The organism is Micromonospora sp. 050-3, assembly GCF_046549335.1.
Classification (GTDB): domain Bacteria; phylum Actinomycetota; class Actinomycetes; order Mycobacteriales; family Micromonosporaceae; genus Micromonospora; species Micromonospora trifolii.
In genome coordinates this window covers 1,631,526-1,646,825 of record NZ_JAJPVX010000002.1, presented here as the reverse complement: position 1 = coordinate 1,646,825, position 15,300 = coordinate 1,631,526, and the positions used below count along the sequence as shown (strand labels likewise).

General features: G+C 71.4%; 11 protein-coding genes. 4 read left to right on the top strand and 7 right to left on the bottom strand.

The window, feature by feature from the left end; translation table 11 throughout:
* Positions 1 to 9: 9 nt before the first annotated feature.
* Positions 10 to 846: a tyrosine-protein phosphatase gene (locus ACLJOK_RS22635; RefSeq protein ID WP_410820668.1), complete on the top strand. Its 837-nt coding sequence runs from the start codon at positions 10 to 12 to the stop codon at positions 844 to 846.
* Positions 847 to 897: 51 nt separating this feature from the next.
* Here the strand turns inward: ACLJOK_RS22635 and ACLJOK_RS22630 are convergent, their stop codons facing one another.
* Both ACLJOK_RS22630 and ACLJOK_RS22625 read right to left on the bottom strand, forming a co-directional pair.
* On the bottom strand, positions 898 to 1,995 hold the full coding sequence (locus ACLJOK_RS22630) for a branched-chain amino acid aminotransferase (protein WP_410820667.1): 1,098 nt from the start codon (positions 1,993 to 1,995) through the stop codon (positions 898 to 900).
* 156 nt (positions 1,996 to 2,151) lie between these two features.
* On the bottom strand, positions 2,152 to 3,183 hold the full coding sequence (locus ACLJOK_RS22625; RefSeq protein ID WP_112582053.1) for a 3-isopropylmalate dehydrogenase: 1,032 nt from the start codon (positions 3,181 to 3,183) through the stop codon (positions 2,152 to 2,154).
* A 228-nt stretch (positions 3,184 to 3,411) separates the two neighbouring features.
* Between ACLJOK_RS22625 and ACLJOK_RS22620 the strand changes: the two genes are divergently transcribed.
* Positions 3,412 to 4,254, top strand: a complete 843-nt coding sequence (locus tag ACLJOK_RS22620; RefSeq protein WP_410820666.1) for an FAD:protein FMN transferase — start codon at positions 3,412 to 3,414, stop codon at positions 4,252 to 4,254.
* Positions 4,255 to 4,557: 303 nt separating this feature from the next.
* Positions 4,558 to 4,914, top strand: a complete 357-nt coding sequence (locus tag ACLJOK_RS22615; RefSeq protein ID WP_091393184.1) for a hypothetical protein — start codon at positions 4,558 to 4,560, stop codon at positions 4,912 to 4,914.
* A 75-nt stretch (positions 4,915 to 4,989) separates the two neighbouring features.
* On the opposite strand, the gene serA is transcribed toward ACLJOK_RS22615, so the two are convergent.
* From serA to ACLJOK_RS22590, 5 genes are all read right to left on the bottom strand, one after another.
* On the bottom strand, positions 4,990 to 6,588 hold the full coding sequence (gene serA, locus ACLJOK_RS22610; protein WP_410820665.1) for a phosphoglycerate dehydrogenase: 1,599 nt from the start codon (positions 6,586 to 6,588) through the stop codon (positions 4,990 to 4,992).
* 507 nt (positions 6,589 to 7,095) lie between these two features.
* A complete protein-coding gene (ilvC, locus tag ACLJOK_RS22605; RefSeq protein ID WP_238684655.1) occupies positions 7,096 to 8,109 on the bottom strand; it encodes a ketol-acid reductoisomerase in 1,014 nt (337 codons plus the stop codon).
* Positions 8,110 to 8,204: 95 nt separating this feature from the next.
* A complete protein-coding gene (gene ilvN, locus ACLJOK_RS22600) occupies positions 8,205 to 8,720 on the bottom strand; it encodes an acetolactate synthase small subunit (protein WP_088946549.1) in 516 nt (171 codons plus the stop codon).
* A gap of 81 nt (positions 8,721 to 8,801) precedes the next feature.
* On the bottom strand, positions 8,802 to 10,682 hold the full coding sequence (locus tag ACLJOK_RS22595) for an acetolactate synthase large subunit (protein ID WP_410820664.1): 1,881 nt from the start codon (positions 10,680 to 10,682) through the stop codon (positions 8,802 to 8,804).
* 188 nt (positions 10,683 to 10,870) lie between these two features.
* Positions 10,871 to 13,225 carry a putative bifunctional diguanylate cyclase/phosphodiesterase gene (locus ACLJOK_RS22590; RefSeq protein WP_410821567.1) on the bottom strand — a complete coding sequence of 785 codons (2,355 nt, stop codon included), beginning with the start codon at positions 13,223 to 13,225 and terminating at the stop codon, positions 10,871 to 10,873.
* Between the two features lie 129 nt (positions 13,226 to 13,354).
* Here ACLJOK_RS22590 and ilvD point away from each other — a divergent pair, with 129 nt between their 5' ends.
* Positions 13,355 to 15,202: a dihydroxy-acid dehydratase gene (gene ilvD, locus ACLJOK_RS22585; RefSeq protein ID WP_410820663.1), complete on the top strand. Its 1,848-nt coding sequence runs from the start codon at positions 13,355 to 13,357 to the stop codon at positions 15,200 to 15,202.
* Positions 15,203 to 15,300: the final 98 nt, after the last annotated feature.

The window sequence follows — 15,300 nt, the reverse complement described above, 5'->3', positions numbered from 1 at the left end:
CGACGGCCGGTGGGGCGCTGTCCCACCGGCCGTTACCGTGTGAGCGTGGACGCCACCGCGAACAACCCCCAGCTCTCGCTCCCCGCCACCTTCAACTTCCGCGACGTCGGTGGCTACCTCGGCCACGACGACCGGTCAGTACGCCGAGGACGGCTCTACCGATCCGACTCGCTGCACCGCCTCACCGAGCAGGACCGGGACGCGTTCGCCGCGATCGGGATCCGCACCGTCATCGACCTGCGCCGCCCCACCGAGGTGGAGCGCGACGGCAGGGTGCCGGAGTACCAGGGGCTGGCCTACCGGCACATCCACCCGGAGCACGCCGACTGGGCGGGTACGCCGCACGAGGAGGGTGCCAGCCTGGCCCGGTACCTCGCGGACCGGTACGCCGACCTGGCCCAGACCGGCACGGCCGGGTTGGCCGAGGCGGTCGGCCTGATCGCCGACTCCGCCAACGCCCCGGTGGTGGTGCACTGCGTCGCCGGCAAGGACCGCACCGGCATCGTCTGCGCGCTGACCCTCGCCGTGGTCGGCGTCGACGACGCGGACATCACCGCGGACTACGCGTTGAGCAGTGCGGCGTCGGCCCGGTACAGCGCCTGGCTGGCCTCCGTCAACCCGGGCGGCGTGGACGTGCCGGCGCCGTTCCTGAGCTCACCCGCCGAGGCGATGCAGATCTTCCTGGACGAGCTGCGCGCGGGGCACGGCTCGGTCGAGGCGTACCTGCGCCGCGCCGGAGTGACCGACGAGCAGCTCGCCGCGCTCCGCGACCACCTGCTCGACGAGCCCACCAAGGCGCAGCCCACCGACTCGCAGCCCACCGAGGCGCAGTCCACCGACGCGTAGGGCCGACTGCGCCGGCCCGTCCGGGTGGACGGGCCGGCGCAGCGACGGAGATCAGAAGACCCGCTGCACCCAGCCATGCGGGTCGGCCGCCTTGCCCCGCTGGATGTCGACCAGCTGCTGACGCAGGGCCATGGTGACCCGACCGGGCTCGCCACCACCGATCAGGAACTCGCCGTCCGGGAAGCGGACCCCACCGATCGGGGTGACCACCGCGGCGGTGCCGCAGGCGAACACCTCCTTCAGGCGTCCGCTGGCGGCGTCGGCCTGCCAGTCGGCGAAGCTGACCGGCCGCTCCTCGACCTGGTGCCCGGCCGCACCGGCCAGCGCGAGGACGGCGTCGCGGGTGATGCCCGGCAGGATCGTGCCGGTCAACGGTGGGGTGACCACAGTGCCGTCGTCGTAGACGAAAAAGACGTTCATGCCGCCCAGTTCGTCGACGTACCGGCGCTCCACCGCGTCCAGGAAGACGACCTGGTCACAGCCGGCCTCGATGGCCTCCGCCTGAGCCGCGAGCGACGCGGCGTAGTTGCCGCCGCACTTGGCCGCGCCGGTGCCACCGGGCGCGGCCCGGGTGTAGTCCGGAGAGACCCAGACGGTGACCGGCTTGACGCCACCGGTGAAGTACGCCCCGACCGGTGAGGCGATCACCATGTAGAGGTACTCGTTGGCCGGGCGGACGCCGAGGAAGACCTCACTGGCGAACATGAACGGCCGCAGGTAGAGGCTGCCGTCCTCGCCGGTGGGGATCCACTCCCGGTCGATCTCGATGAGCTTGTGCAGCGAGTCGACGAACACCTCCGGCGGCAGCACCGGCATCGCCATCCGCTGCGCGGAGGTGGCGAAGCGGGCCGCGTTGGCATCCGGCCGGAACATCGTGACGCCACCGTCGGCCGTGCGGTACGCCTTGAGGCCCTCGAAGATCTCCTGCGCGTAGTGCAGCACCGCGCTGGCCGGGTCCATCGGGATCGGGGCACGCGCCTCCACCCGGGCGTCGTACCAACCCTTGCCGTCGGCGTAGCGGACCGTGACCATGTGGTCGGTGAACACCCGACCGAACCCGGGGTTGGTCAGCAGTGCGGCCCGATCGGCGGCGGATACCGGCGCGAGATTCGGACGGATCTCGAAGTCGAGCTTGTCACCACCGCTCATCGCGCTGACCTCCCTGCGGAACAACGGCATGCGGGACCGCACACCGACCTGGCTGTGCCAGAAACTTACCCCGAACGGTCGTTAAGCGGGTAGCGCCGGGTCGGGTTGCCCGTGGCAGACCGGCCTCAGGGCCGGTCGCCACTCGGGCCGGGGTGATCAGGCTACGGCGTGGGCGGCGAGCCGGTCGCCGACCTCTTCGGTACGCAGCGTTACGCCCGGCACCCGGCTGGCCAGCTCGGCGGCGACCGCCGCGTTGACCCGGGCGGCGGACTCGCTGTGCCCGAGCTGCTCCAGCAGCAACGCGGCGGAGAGCACCGCGGCGACCGGGTCGGCGATGCCCTGACCGGCGATGTCCGGTGCCGAGCCGTGTACAGGCTCGAACATCGAGGGGTACGCCCCCTCGGGGTTGATGCAGCCGCTGGCGGCCAGCCCGATGCCGCCGGTGACGGCTGCGGCGATGTCGGTGAGGATGTCGCCGAAGAGGTTGTCGGTGACCACCACGTCGTAGCGCTGCGGTTGGGTGACCAGGAACATGGCCGCCGCGTCGACGTGCTGGTACTCGGTTTCGATGTCCGGGTGCTCGGCGGCGACCGCGTCGAACGTACGCGCCCAGAGCGACCCGGCGTGGGTGAGCACGTTGGTCTTGTGCACGAGGGTGACCTTGCGCCGCTCCCGGCGGCCGGCGCGGGCGAACGCGTCGCGGATGACCCGCTCCACGCCGTGCCGGGTGTTCAGGCTCTCCTCGGTGGCGACCTCGGCCGGGGTGTCCCGGTGCAGGGATCCACCGGCACCGGCGTAGAGCCCCTCGGTGCCCTCGCGCACCACCACGAGGTCGACCTCGCCCGGCTTCACGTTGCCCAGCGGGCCGGCGACCCCGGGCCAGAGCCGGGACGGGCGGAGGTTGACGTACTGGTCGAAGGCGAAACGGAGCTTCAGCAGCAGCCCTCGCTCCAGCACACCCGGCGGGACCGTCGGGTCACCGACCGCGCCGAGCAGGATCGCGTCGTGCCCGGCCAGCTCGGTCAGCACCGAGTCGGGCAGCACCTCTCCGGTACGGTGCCAGCGGGCGGCGCCGAGGTCGTACTCGGTGGCCTGCACGTCGGGCAGTACCGCGTCGAGGACCTTGCGGGCCTGGGCGACCACCTCGGGCCCGATGCCGTCTCCGGCCACCACCGCGATCCGCGCCACGACCGCACTCCTCTGCTCAGCGGTTCCGTTCGGGCAACGGTACGTCGCCGTCCCGCCTCCCGGTACGCTGCGTCCACGATCTGGGATGGGCGAATGCACAGCACCCTCTCAGCTGGGACTCATGGGGCGGTCATCTCCGCTGCCTACGGTAGTACTCAGTGGGTCGCGGGGGCCCGCTGACCAACGGGGTCGCGATGACGCGGCGCCATGTGCGAGGGGGCAGATGCGATGCGCATCGACGAGCAGCCACGGACCCGCTGGCCGGACCCGTCCGCGTTCCGCAACCGCCGGCCGGACCTTCGACTCGGCAGCCGCCGGCACCGGATCGACCCGGCCACGGCCACCGAGGGCCGGATCGCGGTGCAGCACACCGTACGCACCGCGACCGCGGAGTACACCCTGCTGCTCAACGCCCCCGAGTGGCTCGGCCGCCGGGGCGTGGGCGAGGCGCTGCGGGACAGCGTCGCCGAGTTGCGCGCCATCGACCTCACCTACGGCCCCAACCGACCGGAGAGCCTGGTCTCCCGGCTGCGACGGGGCGAGATCAGCCCCGAGTCGTACCCGCCGCTCGCCGATCTGGTGGACCGCTGCGCCGCGATGCGCGCGGCCACCGACGGGTGGTTCGACGCCTGGGCGGTGCCCGGCGGCTTCGACCCGGGCGGCCTGCTCGGCGGTTGGGCGGTGGAACGCGCCGCGGAGCGGCTGCGCGCCGCCGGCATCCACGACTACGCCGTACTCGCGGGCGCTGACCTCGTCGTTCGGGGCCGCGCGCCGCACGGCGGACCTTGGCGGGTGGCGGTGCACCATCCGACAGCTCCCGAGCGCGCGCCGCTGGTGCTGGAGATGACCGCTGGTGCGGTCGGCACCTCCGGGGTGACCGGGCGGCAGGGGCACGTGGTGGACCCGCACACCGGCGAGCCGGCCGATCACCTCGTCGCCGCCACAGTGGTAGGCCCCGACCTGGCGATCGCCGACGCCTACGCGACAGCGCTCTACGCCGCCGGCCCTACCGGCCTGGCGTGGTTCCGGGGCAACTCCGACTATCGCGCGCTCTTCGCACACCGTCGCTGAGCGGAACGCGATCGGCCCCCACGGTCTCGGCAACGACAGTGGGGGCCGGTCAGCGACGAGTGCGCGTGGCTCGCACAACCGAGGGGTGCGGACCGGTCGGGCCGGACGTCGACCGCGCCACCCGAAGACGGGCCGGCGCCTCGAACTCGGCCAGTGACCGCAGTGCGTACGCTAGCGAATCGACGCAACTCGACGCAAGAGTCTCCACACCGGACCGTCGTGACCGGAGACTGCGGTAATCGGTGGTTGACCGGCGGCGAGGCAGTTTCGACATGGTGAACGGCGGATGGCACGCTATCCGCCGTGAGTTTCGATCTGAGCGTGTGGGCCCTGGAGGACGGGGCGACGCCCGAGGACGTACGGACAGCGGTCAACGGTTGCCGGCAGGGGCGGCACGTGGACCGCTACCCCGATCCGCGGGTGGTCAGCTTCTACCGGGCGATCACCGCCTCCTATCCGGACCGTCACCCGGGCCCGAACAGCCCGTGGGCGGTGGCGCCGCTGCACGCGGCCCACGACCACGTCGAGCTGAACCTGCACCCGACCTGCGCGGACCAGGTGCTGCTGGACATCGAGCGGCTGGCCGGCGAGCACGGCCTGATGCTCTTCGACCCGCAGGACGGTTCGGTCTACCCGCCGCCGGCGCGGCTGCCCGGCTGACCTGACCGGCGGCACGGACGGGAAAAGACGAGGGGCCCGGCGAATCGCCAGGCCCCCCACGGTGTTTGTCGTCTACTACTCGTCGCGCAGGTCGGCGGCGCTGGCCGCCGTGGCGCCGATCGACTCGGCGGCCGAGGTGAGCAGGTCGGCGCCGAGCGCCTGGTCGACGGTGAGCGTCATCAGCGTCTCACCGCCCGCCTCCCGACGAGCCACCTGCATGGCGGCGATGTTGATGCCCGACTCGCCGAGCAGGGTACCGACAGTGCCGACCACACCGGGCCGGTCGGCGTAGCGCAGGAAGAGCAGGATGCCCTCCGCGCCGATCTCCACGTCGAAGCCGTCCACCTCGGTCAGCTTCAGCACGTCCCGGGCGCCGGAGTGGGTGACAGTGCCGGAGACACTGACCGTCCGGCCGTCCGGCAGCGCGCCGCGCACGGTGACCAGGGTCGGCTGCTCGGCCGTCTCGGCCAGGGTGGCCAGGGTGACCTCGACGCCACGCTCGGCGGCCAGGTGCGGGGCGTTGACGTAGGTGACCTGCTCCTCGACCACGGAGCTGAACAGGCCCTTGGTGGCGGCGAGCTTGAGCACCGACACGTCGTGGCTGACGATCTCACCGCGGACCTCGACGGTGACGCTGGCGGCGACCCCACCGGCGACCGCTGTGAACGCCCGGCCGAGCTTCTCCGCCAGCGGCAGCAGCGGCCGAACGTCCTCGGCGACCACACCGCCGGCCTGCACGTTCACCGCGTCCGGAACGAACTCGCCCTGCAACGCCAGCTTGACGCTCTTGGCCACGGCGAGACCGGCCTTGTCCTGCGCCTCGTGGGTGGAGGCGCCCAGGTGCGGGGTGGCCACCACGTTGTCGAAGGCGAACAACGGCGACGAGGTGCACGGCTCCTTGCTGTACACGTCGACACCGGCGCCGGCGACCCGGCCCTCGGCGATCGCGTCCGCGAGCGCCTGCTCGTCGACCAGCCCACCACGGGCGGCGTTGACGATGCGAACCGTGGGCTTGACGAGCGCCAGCTCCTTCTCACCGATCAGGCCCACCGTCTCCGGCGTCTTCGGCAGGTGGATGGAGATGAAGTCGCTCTCCCGCAGCAGCTCCTCCAGGCCGACCAGGCGGACGCCGAGCTGCGCCGCACGGGCCGGCTGGATGTACGGGTCGTACGCGATCAGCCGGGTGCCGAACGCGGCAATGCGCTGGGCGAAGAGCACCCCGATACGACCGAGCCCGACCACGCCGACCGTCTTGCCCTGCACCTCGACGCCTGTGTACTTCGACCGCTTCCACTCCCCCGCCTTGAGCGCGGAACTGGCGCTCGCGGTGTTACGGGCGACGGCGAGCAGCAGCGCGACGGCCTGCTCGGCGGCGGAGACGATGTTGGAGGTGGGCGCGTTGACGACCATGACGCCCCGCGCGGTGGCGGCCGGCACCTCGACGTTGTCCAGCCCGACGCCCGCCCGGGCGACCACCTTGAGTCGCGGCGCGGCGGCGACCGCCTCGGCGTCGATCTGGGTCGCGCTGCGCACGATGACGGCGTCGGCCTCGGAGAGCGCCGAGAGCAGGGCCGGACGGTCGGTGCCGTCGACGTGACGGACGTCGAAGTCGTGGGCGAGCACCTCGATGGCGGCGGGGGCGAGTTCTTCGGCGATCAGTACGACAGGATTCATCGGTCCTCGTAGAGGTCGTGTTTGCGATCGGCCCGGGCGGCGGGGCGCCGCACTGCGCCCTGCGCTGATCCGTGCCGTGGCCGTCAGGTGCCGGCTGCTGCACCTACAGGCGATCGTAGGGGCCCCGCTGGTCGGCGTGTTCCGGTCTTCAGGGTGAGTGCCCTCACACGCCCGGTCGGGCGGCGGACATCGGCCGTTCACCGGACCGACACGGTTGCTCCCGCCCACTACAACCGGAGGCACACCCCTGCGGGAGGATCCGCCCTTGTTGTTCGCCGTACGCGTCACGCTGCTCCGACAGCTGAGCCGCATCGATCTCCCGCGGTTCGGTCCGAGGCTGGCCGAGGCGTTGGTCACCCGGTCCCAACAGGTGAAAATCCGACGCAGCCGGTGAGGCCGAGGCGATGGAGAGCCGCTGACGCGGGGTGCTACGGCCAGCGGCCGGCGACCCGCGCTGGGGAGAGCGCTGGATCGCCGGCCGCTGGTGGACCGTTCTGTGTCGAACGGTCAGGCGGTCTCGGTGATCGGGCGATCGACCCAGCTCATCATGCCGCGCAGCTTCTTGCCGGTCTCCTCGATCGGGTGCGCCGCACCCTCGGCCTGCCACTTGGTGAAGTTGGGCCGGCCCGCCTCGTCCTCGGCGACCCACTCGCGGGCGAACTCGCCGGACTGGATCTCACCCAGGATCTTGCGCATCTCGTCCTTGACCCGGGAGTCGATGATGCGCGAGCCGCGGGAGAGGTCGCCGTACTCGGCGGTGTCGGAGATGCTGTAGCGCATCTTCGCGATGCCGCCCTCGTACATGAGGTCGACGATCAGCTTCAGCTCGTGCAGGCACTCGAAGTAGGCGATCTCCGGGGCGTAGCCCGCCTCGGTGAGCACCTCGAAACCGGTCTGCACCAGCGCCGAGGCACCGCCGCAGAGCACCGCCTGCTCGCCGAAGAGGTCGGTCTCGGTCTCCTCGGTGAAGGTGGTCTTGATCGCGCCGGCCCGGGTGCCGCCGATCCCCTTGGCGTACGCGAGGGCGAGCGCGAGCGCGTTGCCGCTGGCGTCCTGCTCGACGGCGACGAGACAGGGCACGCCCTTGCCGTCGCTGTACTGGCGGCGGACCAGGTGGCCGGGGCCCTTGGGCGCGACCATCGCCACATCCACCTCGGCCGGCGGCTTGATCAGGCCGTACCGGATGTTGAAGCCGTGGCCGAAGAAGATCGCCTTGCCGGGGGCGAGGTGCGGGGCGATCGACTCCGCGTAGATCCCGCGCTGGGCGGTGTCCGGTGCGAGCACCATGATCACGTCGGCCTCGGCGGCGGCCTGCGCGGGCGTGACCACCCGCAGGCCCTGCTCCTCAGCCTTCGGACGGCTCTTCGAGCCCTCCGGCAGACCGATCACCACGTCGACGCCGGAGTCACGCAGCGACAGCGCGTGGGCGTGGCCCTGGCTGCCGTAACCGATCACCGCGACCTTCTTGGCCTGGATCAGGCCGAGGTCGGCATCGTCGTCGTAGTACACCTCAACGCTCATGAGAACTTCCCTTTCGTACGACGGCCGGGGCGGCCCGTCGTGGTCTGTGCGGATGAATTCGCCGGACGGCCGGCCGAGGGCCGACCGGCGGCGGGTCAGGCGGCCCGCAGCGCGGGACCGGCGGTGATCGAACGCGAGCCGCGCCCGATGGCCACCAGCCCGGACTGGACCATTTCCTTGATGCCGAACGCCTCGAGGTCGCGCAGCAGCGCGTCGAGCTTGTCCGGGGTGCCGGTGGCCTCGATGGTCAGCGTGTCCGGTGCGACGTCGACCACCCGGGCGCGGAACAGGTTGACGGTCTCCAGCACCTGCGACCGCGCGGACCGGTCGGCGCGAACCTTCACCAGCAGCAGCTCCCGGGCGACCGAGACCTGCGGATCCAGCTCAACGATCTTGAGCACGTTGACCAGCTTGTTCAGCTGCTTGGTGACCTGCTCCAGCGGGGACGACTCCGCGTTGACCACGATGGTGATCCGGGAGACGTCCGGGTTCTCGGTCTCGCCGACCGCGAGGCTGTCGATGTTGAACCCGCGCCGGGAGAACAGGCCGGAGACCCGGGCGAGCACGCCCGGCTTGTTCTCCACAAGCACGGACAAAGTGTGCATGGTCATGCCACGGCCTCGCTTCGCTCGGTCGTGTCACGACCATTGGCAATGCTGCGCTTGCTGATTCGTTCGCTGTGCTCACTCATGTCAGATGTCATCCTCGTCGAAGGCCGGGCGGACGCCGCGGGCGAACATGATCTCGTCGTTGCTGGTGCCGGCGGCGACCATCGGCCACACCATCGCGTCCTTGCCGACCACGAAGTCGATCACCACGGGCGCGTCGTTGATCTCCATGGCGGCGGCGATGGTCTTGTCCACGTCATCGGCGCTCTCGCACCGCAGCCCGACACAGCCCAGGGCTTCGGCGAGCTTGACGAAGTCCGGGATGCGGTGCTTGTGGGTGCCGAGCTCGGTGTTGGAGTAGCGCTCGTTGTAGAAGAGCGTCTGCCACTGCCGGACCATGCCGAGGTTGCCGTTGTTGATGACGGCGATCTTGACCGGGATGCCCTCCAACGCGCAGGTGGCCAACTCCTGGTTGGTCATCTGGAAGCACCCGTCCCCGTCCACCGCCCAGACCACAGTGTCCGGCTTGCCGACCTTGGCGCCCATCGCCGCCGGAACCGCGTAGCCCATCGTGCCGAGGCCGCCGGAGTTCAACCAGGTGTACGGCTTCTCGTAGGAGATGAACTGCGACGCCCACATCTGGTGCTGGCCCACCCCGGCCACGAAGATCGCGTCCGGGCCGACGATCTCGCCCAGCCGCTTGATGACGTACTGCGGGGACAGGGTCCCGTCGACCGGCTCGTCGTAGCCCAGCGGGTAACGGTTGCGCAGGTCGTCCAGCTGAGTCCACCAGTCACCGAGGTCGGTGGTGCGCCCCGCCGACCGCTCGGCGGTGACCGCGGCGATCAGCTCGTCGATGACGTGCTTGGCGTCGCCGACGATCGGCACGTCCACGTGCCGGTTCTTGCCGATCTCGGCGGGGTCGATGTCCGCGTGCACCACTGCCGCGTCCGGGGCGAACGAGTCCAGTTTGCCGGTGACCCGGTCGTCGAAGCGTGCGCCCAGCGCGACGATCAGATCCGCCTTCTGCAGGCCGTAGACCGCGGCGACGGTGCCGTGCATGCCGGGCATCCCGAGGTGCTGCTGGTGCGAGTCGGGGAACGCACCGAGCGCCATCAGCGTGGTGACGACAGGGATGCCGGTCAGCTCGGCCAGCCGGCGCAGCCCGTCGGTGGCACCGGCCTTGAGCACCCCGCCGCCCACGTAGAGCACCGGCCGTCGGGCCGCGGCCATCAACCGCGCCGCCTCCCGGATCTGCTTGCCGTGCGGGTGCAGGGTGGGCCGGTAGCCGGGCAGGTCCAGGGTGGGCGGCCAGGAGAAGGTGGTCGGCGCCTGGAGCACGTCCTTGGGGATGTCGACCAGCACCGGGCCGGGTCGTCCGCTGCTGGCCAGGTGGAACGCCTCGGCCAGCACCCGGGGGATCTCCTCGGCGTTCTGCACGAGGAAGTTGTGCTTGGTGATCGGCAGGGTGATGCCCTGGATGTCCGCTTCCTGGAAGCCGTCGGTGCCGATCAACGGGCTGGCCACCTGCCCGGTGATCGCCACCATCGCCACCGAGTCCATGTACGCGTCAGCGATCGGGGTGACCAGGTTCGTCGCGCCCGGGCCGGAGGTGGCGATGCAGACGCCGACCTTGCCGGTGGCCTGCGCGTAGCCGGTCGCCGCGTGCCCCGCGCCCTGCTCGTGCCGCACCAGGATGTGCCGGACCGTCGAGTCGTAGAGCGGGTCGTACGCCGGCAGGATCGCGCCGCCCGGAATACCGAAGACGACGTCGACCTCAAGCGCCTCGAGGGACCGCACGAGCGAGCCGGCCCCGGAGATCGGAGTCGCGGCGGCGGGCCGTACCGCCGGGGCGGCCGGGGTGGCCGTGCGCGTGGTGGCCTGGTCGACGTCGACGGTCGGGTCGGCGGCCGCGCGGGCCCGGCGGGCGGTGTGGGCGAGGGTCTCGGGCGTGGGTCTCGTCATGGCGGTTCTGGCCTTCGGCTGGAGTGGCTGGTGGCTAGTCAAGCGATGCGACGCGGGCGCGGCCCGCTTCGCCAGGTTCCGATGGCAATAAAAACGGCCCTCGTGCAGATGCACGGGGCCAGCGCACTCTCGGTGAGGGAGAGTGCGCTCAGGTAAGTACTCGCAGCGACCGGTACGACGACATGCGGCTAAGCCTGACGCATCTCACGCGATGAGTCAACTGATCCCACATGTTGGTTAACGGAGGCCGGCGCGTCCGCCGGCGACGCGCCATCGGCAGGCGTGGTGAGCTGCCCGGACCCGCCCGCAGCGCGACGCGGCGCGGGCACCGGGGCGGGACGCGCGCCCGGGGACGTGGCCGCCTCCAGCATCGCCTCCAGGTGCTCGGCCGGCACCCCCCAGCCGAAGAGCGCGCCCTGGCCGAAGCGGCAACCGGCGGCCACCACCGCTGCCAACTCGGTCGGGGTGGTCACCCCCTCGGCGATCACCTCCAGCCCCAACTGGTGGCCCAGACGCATGACGATGTCGACCATCGGGGCGTACGCCGGGCCTTCCTGGTCGACCGGACGGACCGGCTCGTGCTCGGCGACCAGACTGTGGTCGATCTTGAGAATGTCGATCGGCAACCGGCGCAGCTGCCCCAGCGACGAGTAGCCGGCCCCGAAGTCGTCCAGCGCGATCCGGACACCGGTCAACCGCAGCGCGGTGAGCCGCCGGATCAGCTCGTCCAGGTCGGTGGCGACCGCGTGCTCGGTGACCTCCAGCACCAGCCGCTGCGGCGGCACGTGGTGGGCGCGCAGCGCCTCGGCGACCTGGACCACGTACTCCGGGGCGTGCAGCTCGCGTGGGGAGACGTTTACCGACACCCAGACGTCGTGCCCGTCCGCCAGCCATCGGGAGAGCTGGTAGCAGGCCTGATGCAGCACCCAGGCGCCGAGCGGGGCGATCATGCCGCACTCCTCGGCGAGCGGGATGAACTCGTCAGGACGCACGTTGCCCAGCTCAGGATGGTGCCAACGCAGCAGCGCCTCGGCGCCGACCGGCCGCACCGACGGCAGCGACGCCACCGGCTGGAACGCCAACCGCAGCTCGTCGCGGTCGATGGCCCCCCGCAGCTCGTGCTCCACTGTCGTACGCCGGCGCAGCAGTAGGTCGTAGGCGGCGTCGTACCGCTCGATGCGGTTCTTGCCACGCTGCTTGGCGTAGCGCAACGCCAAGTCGGCGTGGCGCAGCAGCAGCTCCACGTCCGGCTCGTCCGCCCAGTCGGCCACGCCGATGCTGACCGACAGGAAGACCGGCCCCTCCGGCTGGTCGTAGGGGCGGTTGAGCACCCCGAGGAGCCGTTCGGCGACCCGGTCCGCCTCGACCGGGCGGCCCCGCATGAGTACGGCGAACTCGTCGCCACCCAACCGGGCGGCCACGTCGCCGGGGCGCAGGTTGCCGCGCAGCCGCCGGCCCACCTCGGCCAGCACGGCGTCGCCCACGTCGTGGCCCCGCATGTCGTTGACGTTCTTGAAGCCGTCCAGGTCCAAACCGAGCAGCACGCACGGGTTGTGGTCCGCAGCGTTGCGGTGCAGCGCCCGGAGCAGCCCGCGCCGGTTCGCCAACGACGTCAGCGGATCGGTGTGCGCCAGCTCACGGAAGTGCGCCTCCCGCTCGGCCAGGCGGCCCGCGTACCCCCGGACGTCGCGCAGGGTGAGGTACTGCCGTGCCACCAGGGCGAAGCCCTCCACACTGCCGGCCACGATGCCGGCCGCGGTGAACCGGCCGTCCTGGGCGAGGTGGTACATCGCCGAGGCGGCCATCGCCAGCATCGGGGCGATCGCGTACTCGCCGTCGCTCCCGACCAGGTCCAGGTCGACCTGCCCCGGCCGGTCGGCCCGATACACCGCGAGCGCCACTGTCAGCAGGCCGGCGGCGAGCACCGCCGCGCCGGTCAGCGCCATTGTCGGCCCGGCCTGGCAGAGCCCGGCGCTCAGACCCAGCCCGCCGCAGGTCACCGCGCTGATGCCGGCGCCCAGCGCGGCGAGCCGTCGACGTGGGGTGGCGGCCCGGAAGACGATGATCACGACAAGCCCGGCACCGAGCGCGGCGCTCACAGTGGCCACCAGGATCGCCGGGCAGGCCATCGGAGTGGCGGCACCGAGCAACCGGGTGGGCTCGGAGAAGAGCACCCAACCGACGAACCACAGCGCCGCTGCCATGACCAACCCGTCCAGGGCGAGCCGGGCCGTTCCCGCCGCGGTGGCGGCCACCCCGGGCAGCCGGAGCAGACCAGCGGCGAAGGCCAGCCCGCTCACCGCCGTGCCGATCGCCACCACTGTCGCCCAACCGGTGCGCTGACCCTGCTCGTGGGCCCAGTGGTCGTTGGCGCTGAGCGCGGCGAGCACCCCGGTCAGGAGGCTGAGCAGCGCACCTCCGGCGGCCGCCGCGAGCAGCACGTGTGCCGGTCGACGCCGCCCCGTCCGCCGCCGGGCGACGACGGTCAGCAGCACGACGGCCACCGCGGCGACGAGCCCGCTGAGCGCCGCGACAGCGACCATGCCCGGTGGAAAATGCACGCCTCCAAGAGTGCCGGATGGGCGCACGTCATGGGGGGCTGAGTGTGCATCTGTTGGGACACGGCAGATACCCGGGTGGGCCGGCGCGCCGACGGTGTCATGCTGGTATGTATGCCTGAGCTGCGGTCGAGGACCTCCACACACGGTCGGACGATGGCCGGCGCCCGGGCCCTCTGGCGGGCCACCGGGATGACCGACGACGATTTCGGCAAGCCGATCGTCGCCATCGCCAACAGTTTCACCCAGTTCGTGCCTGGTCACGTACACCTCAAGGACATGGGTGGCCTGGTCGCCGACGCGGTCGCCGAGGCCGGCGGGGTGGGCCGGGAGTTCAACACCATCGCTGTCGACGACGGCATCGCGATGGGCCACGGCGGCATGCTCTACTCGCTGCCCAGCCGTGAGCTGATCGCGGACGCGGTCGAATACATGGTCAACGCGCACTGCGCGGACGCCCTGGTCTGCATTTCCAACTGCGACAAGATCACCCCGGGGATGCTGCTGGCCGCGTTGCGGCTCAACATCCCGACCGTCTTCGTCTCCGGCGGCCCGATGGAGGCCGGCAAGACGATGGCGATCGAGGGCGTCGTGCACAGCAAGATCGACCTGATCGACGCGATGATCGCCTCCTCGAACGAGGCGGTCACCGACGAGCAGCTCGGCGAGATCGAACGCTCGGCCTGCCCGACCTGCGGCTCCTGCTCCGGCATGTTCACCGCCAACTCGATGAACTGCCTCACCGAGGCGATCGGGCTCGCCCTGCCCGGTAACGGTTCGACGCTGGCCACCCACGCCGCCCGCCGGTCGCTCTTCGTCGAGGCCGGCCGGACCGTCGTGGAGATCTCCAAGCGGTGGTACGACGGCGACGACGACTCGGTGCTGCCGCGTACCGTCGCCTCCAAGGCCGCCTTCGAGAACGCCGTCGCCCTGGACGTGGCGATGGGCGGTTCCACCAACACGGTGCTGCACCTGCTCGCCGCCGCTCGCGAGGCGGAGATGGACTTCGGCGTCACCGACATCGACGCGATCTCCCGGCGGGTGCCGTGCCTGGCCAAGGTCGCGCCGAACTCGCCGAACTACCACATGGAGGACGTGCACCGGGCCGGCGGCATCCCGGCGATCCTCGGCGAACTGGACCGGGCCGGGCAGCTCAACCGGGACGTGTGGGCCGTGCACTCCCCCTCGCTGGCACAGTGGCTGACCGACTGGGACGTGCGCGGTGGCTCCCCCACCCCGACGGCCGTCGAGCTGTTCCACGCCGCCCCCGGCGGAGTGCGTACCGTCGAGCCGTTCTCCACCACCAACCGGTGGTCGTCGCTGGACACCGACGCGGCCGGCGGCTGCATCCGAGACCGCGAGCACGCCTACTCCGCCGACGGTGGGCTCGCCATCCTGCACGGCAACCTGGCGCCCGAGGGCAGCGTGGTGAAGACCGCCGGCGTGCCGGACGACTGCCTGACCTTCCGTGGCCCGGCGAAGGTCTACGAGTCGCAGGACGACGCGGTGACAGCGATCCTCGCCAAGCAGGTGGTCGCCGGGGACGTCGTGGTGATCCGGTACGAGGGGCCAAAGGGCGGCCCCGGCATGCAGGAGATGCTCTACCCCACCTCGTTCCTCAAGGGACGCGGGCTGGGCCGCTCCTGCGCGCTGCTGACCGACGGCCGTTTCTCCGGTGGCACCTCCGGGCTCTCCATCGGGCACGTCTCCCCCGAGGCGGCCTCCGGCGGGCTGATCGCTCTGGTCCGCGACGGCGACGAGGTCGTCATCGACATCCCGGGCCGGTTGATCGAGCTGAACGTGCCCGCCGAGGAGCTGGAGGCACGACGGGTGGCCGAGGAGAAGCGCGACAAGCCGTACACCCCGACCGATCGGCAGCGCCCGGTGTCGGCGGCGCTGCGCGCGTACGCCTCGATGGCCACCTCGGCCAGCGACGGCGCCTACCGCCGCGTCCCGGAGTAACCACCAGCCTGATCCACAGGAGACGAGCGATATCGGGGTGTCCGCGTCCACGGGACACCCCGATATCAACGATTTCCACGCGCCGGCGCAAGAGGCGG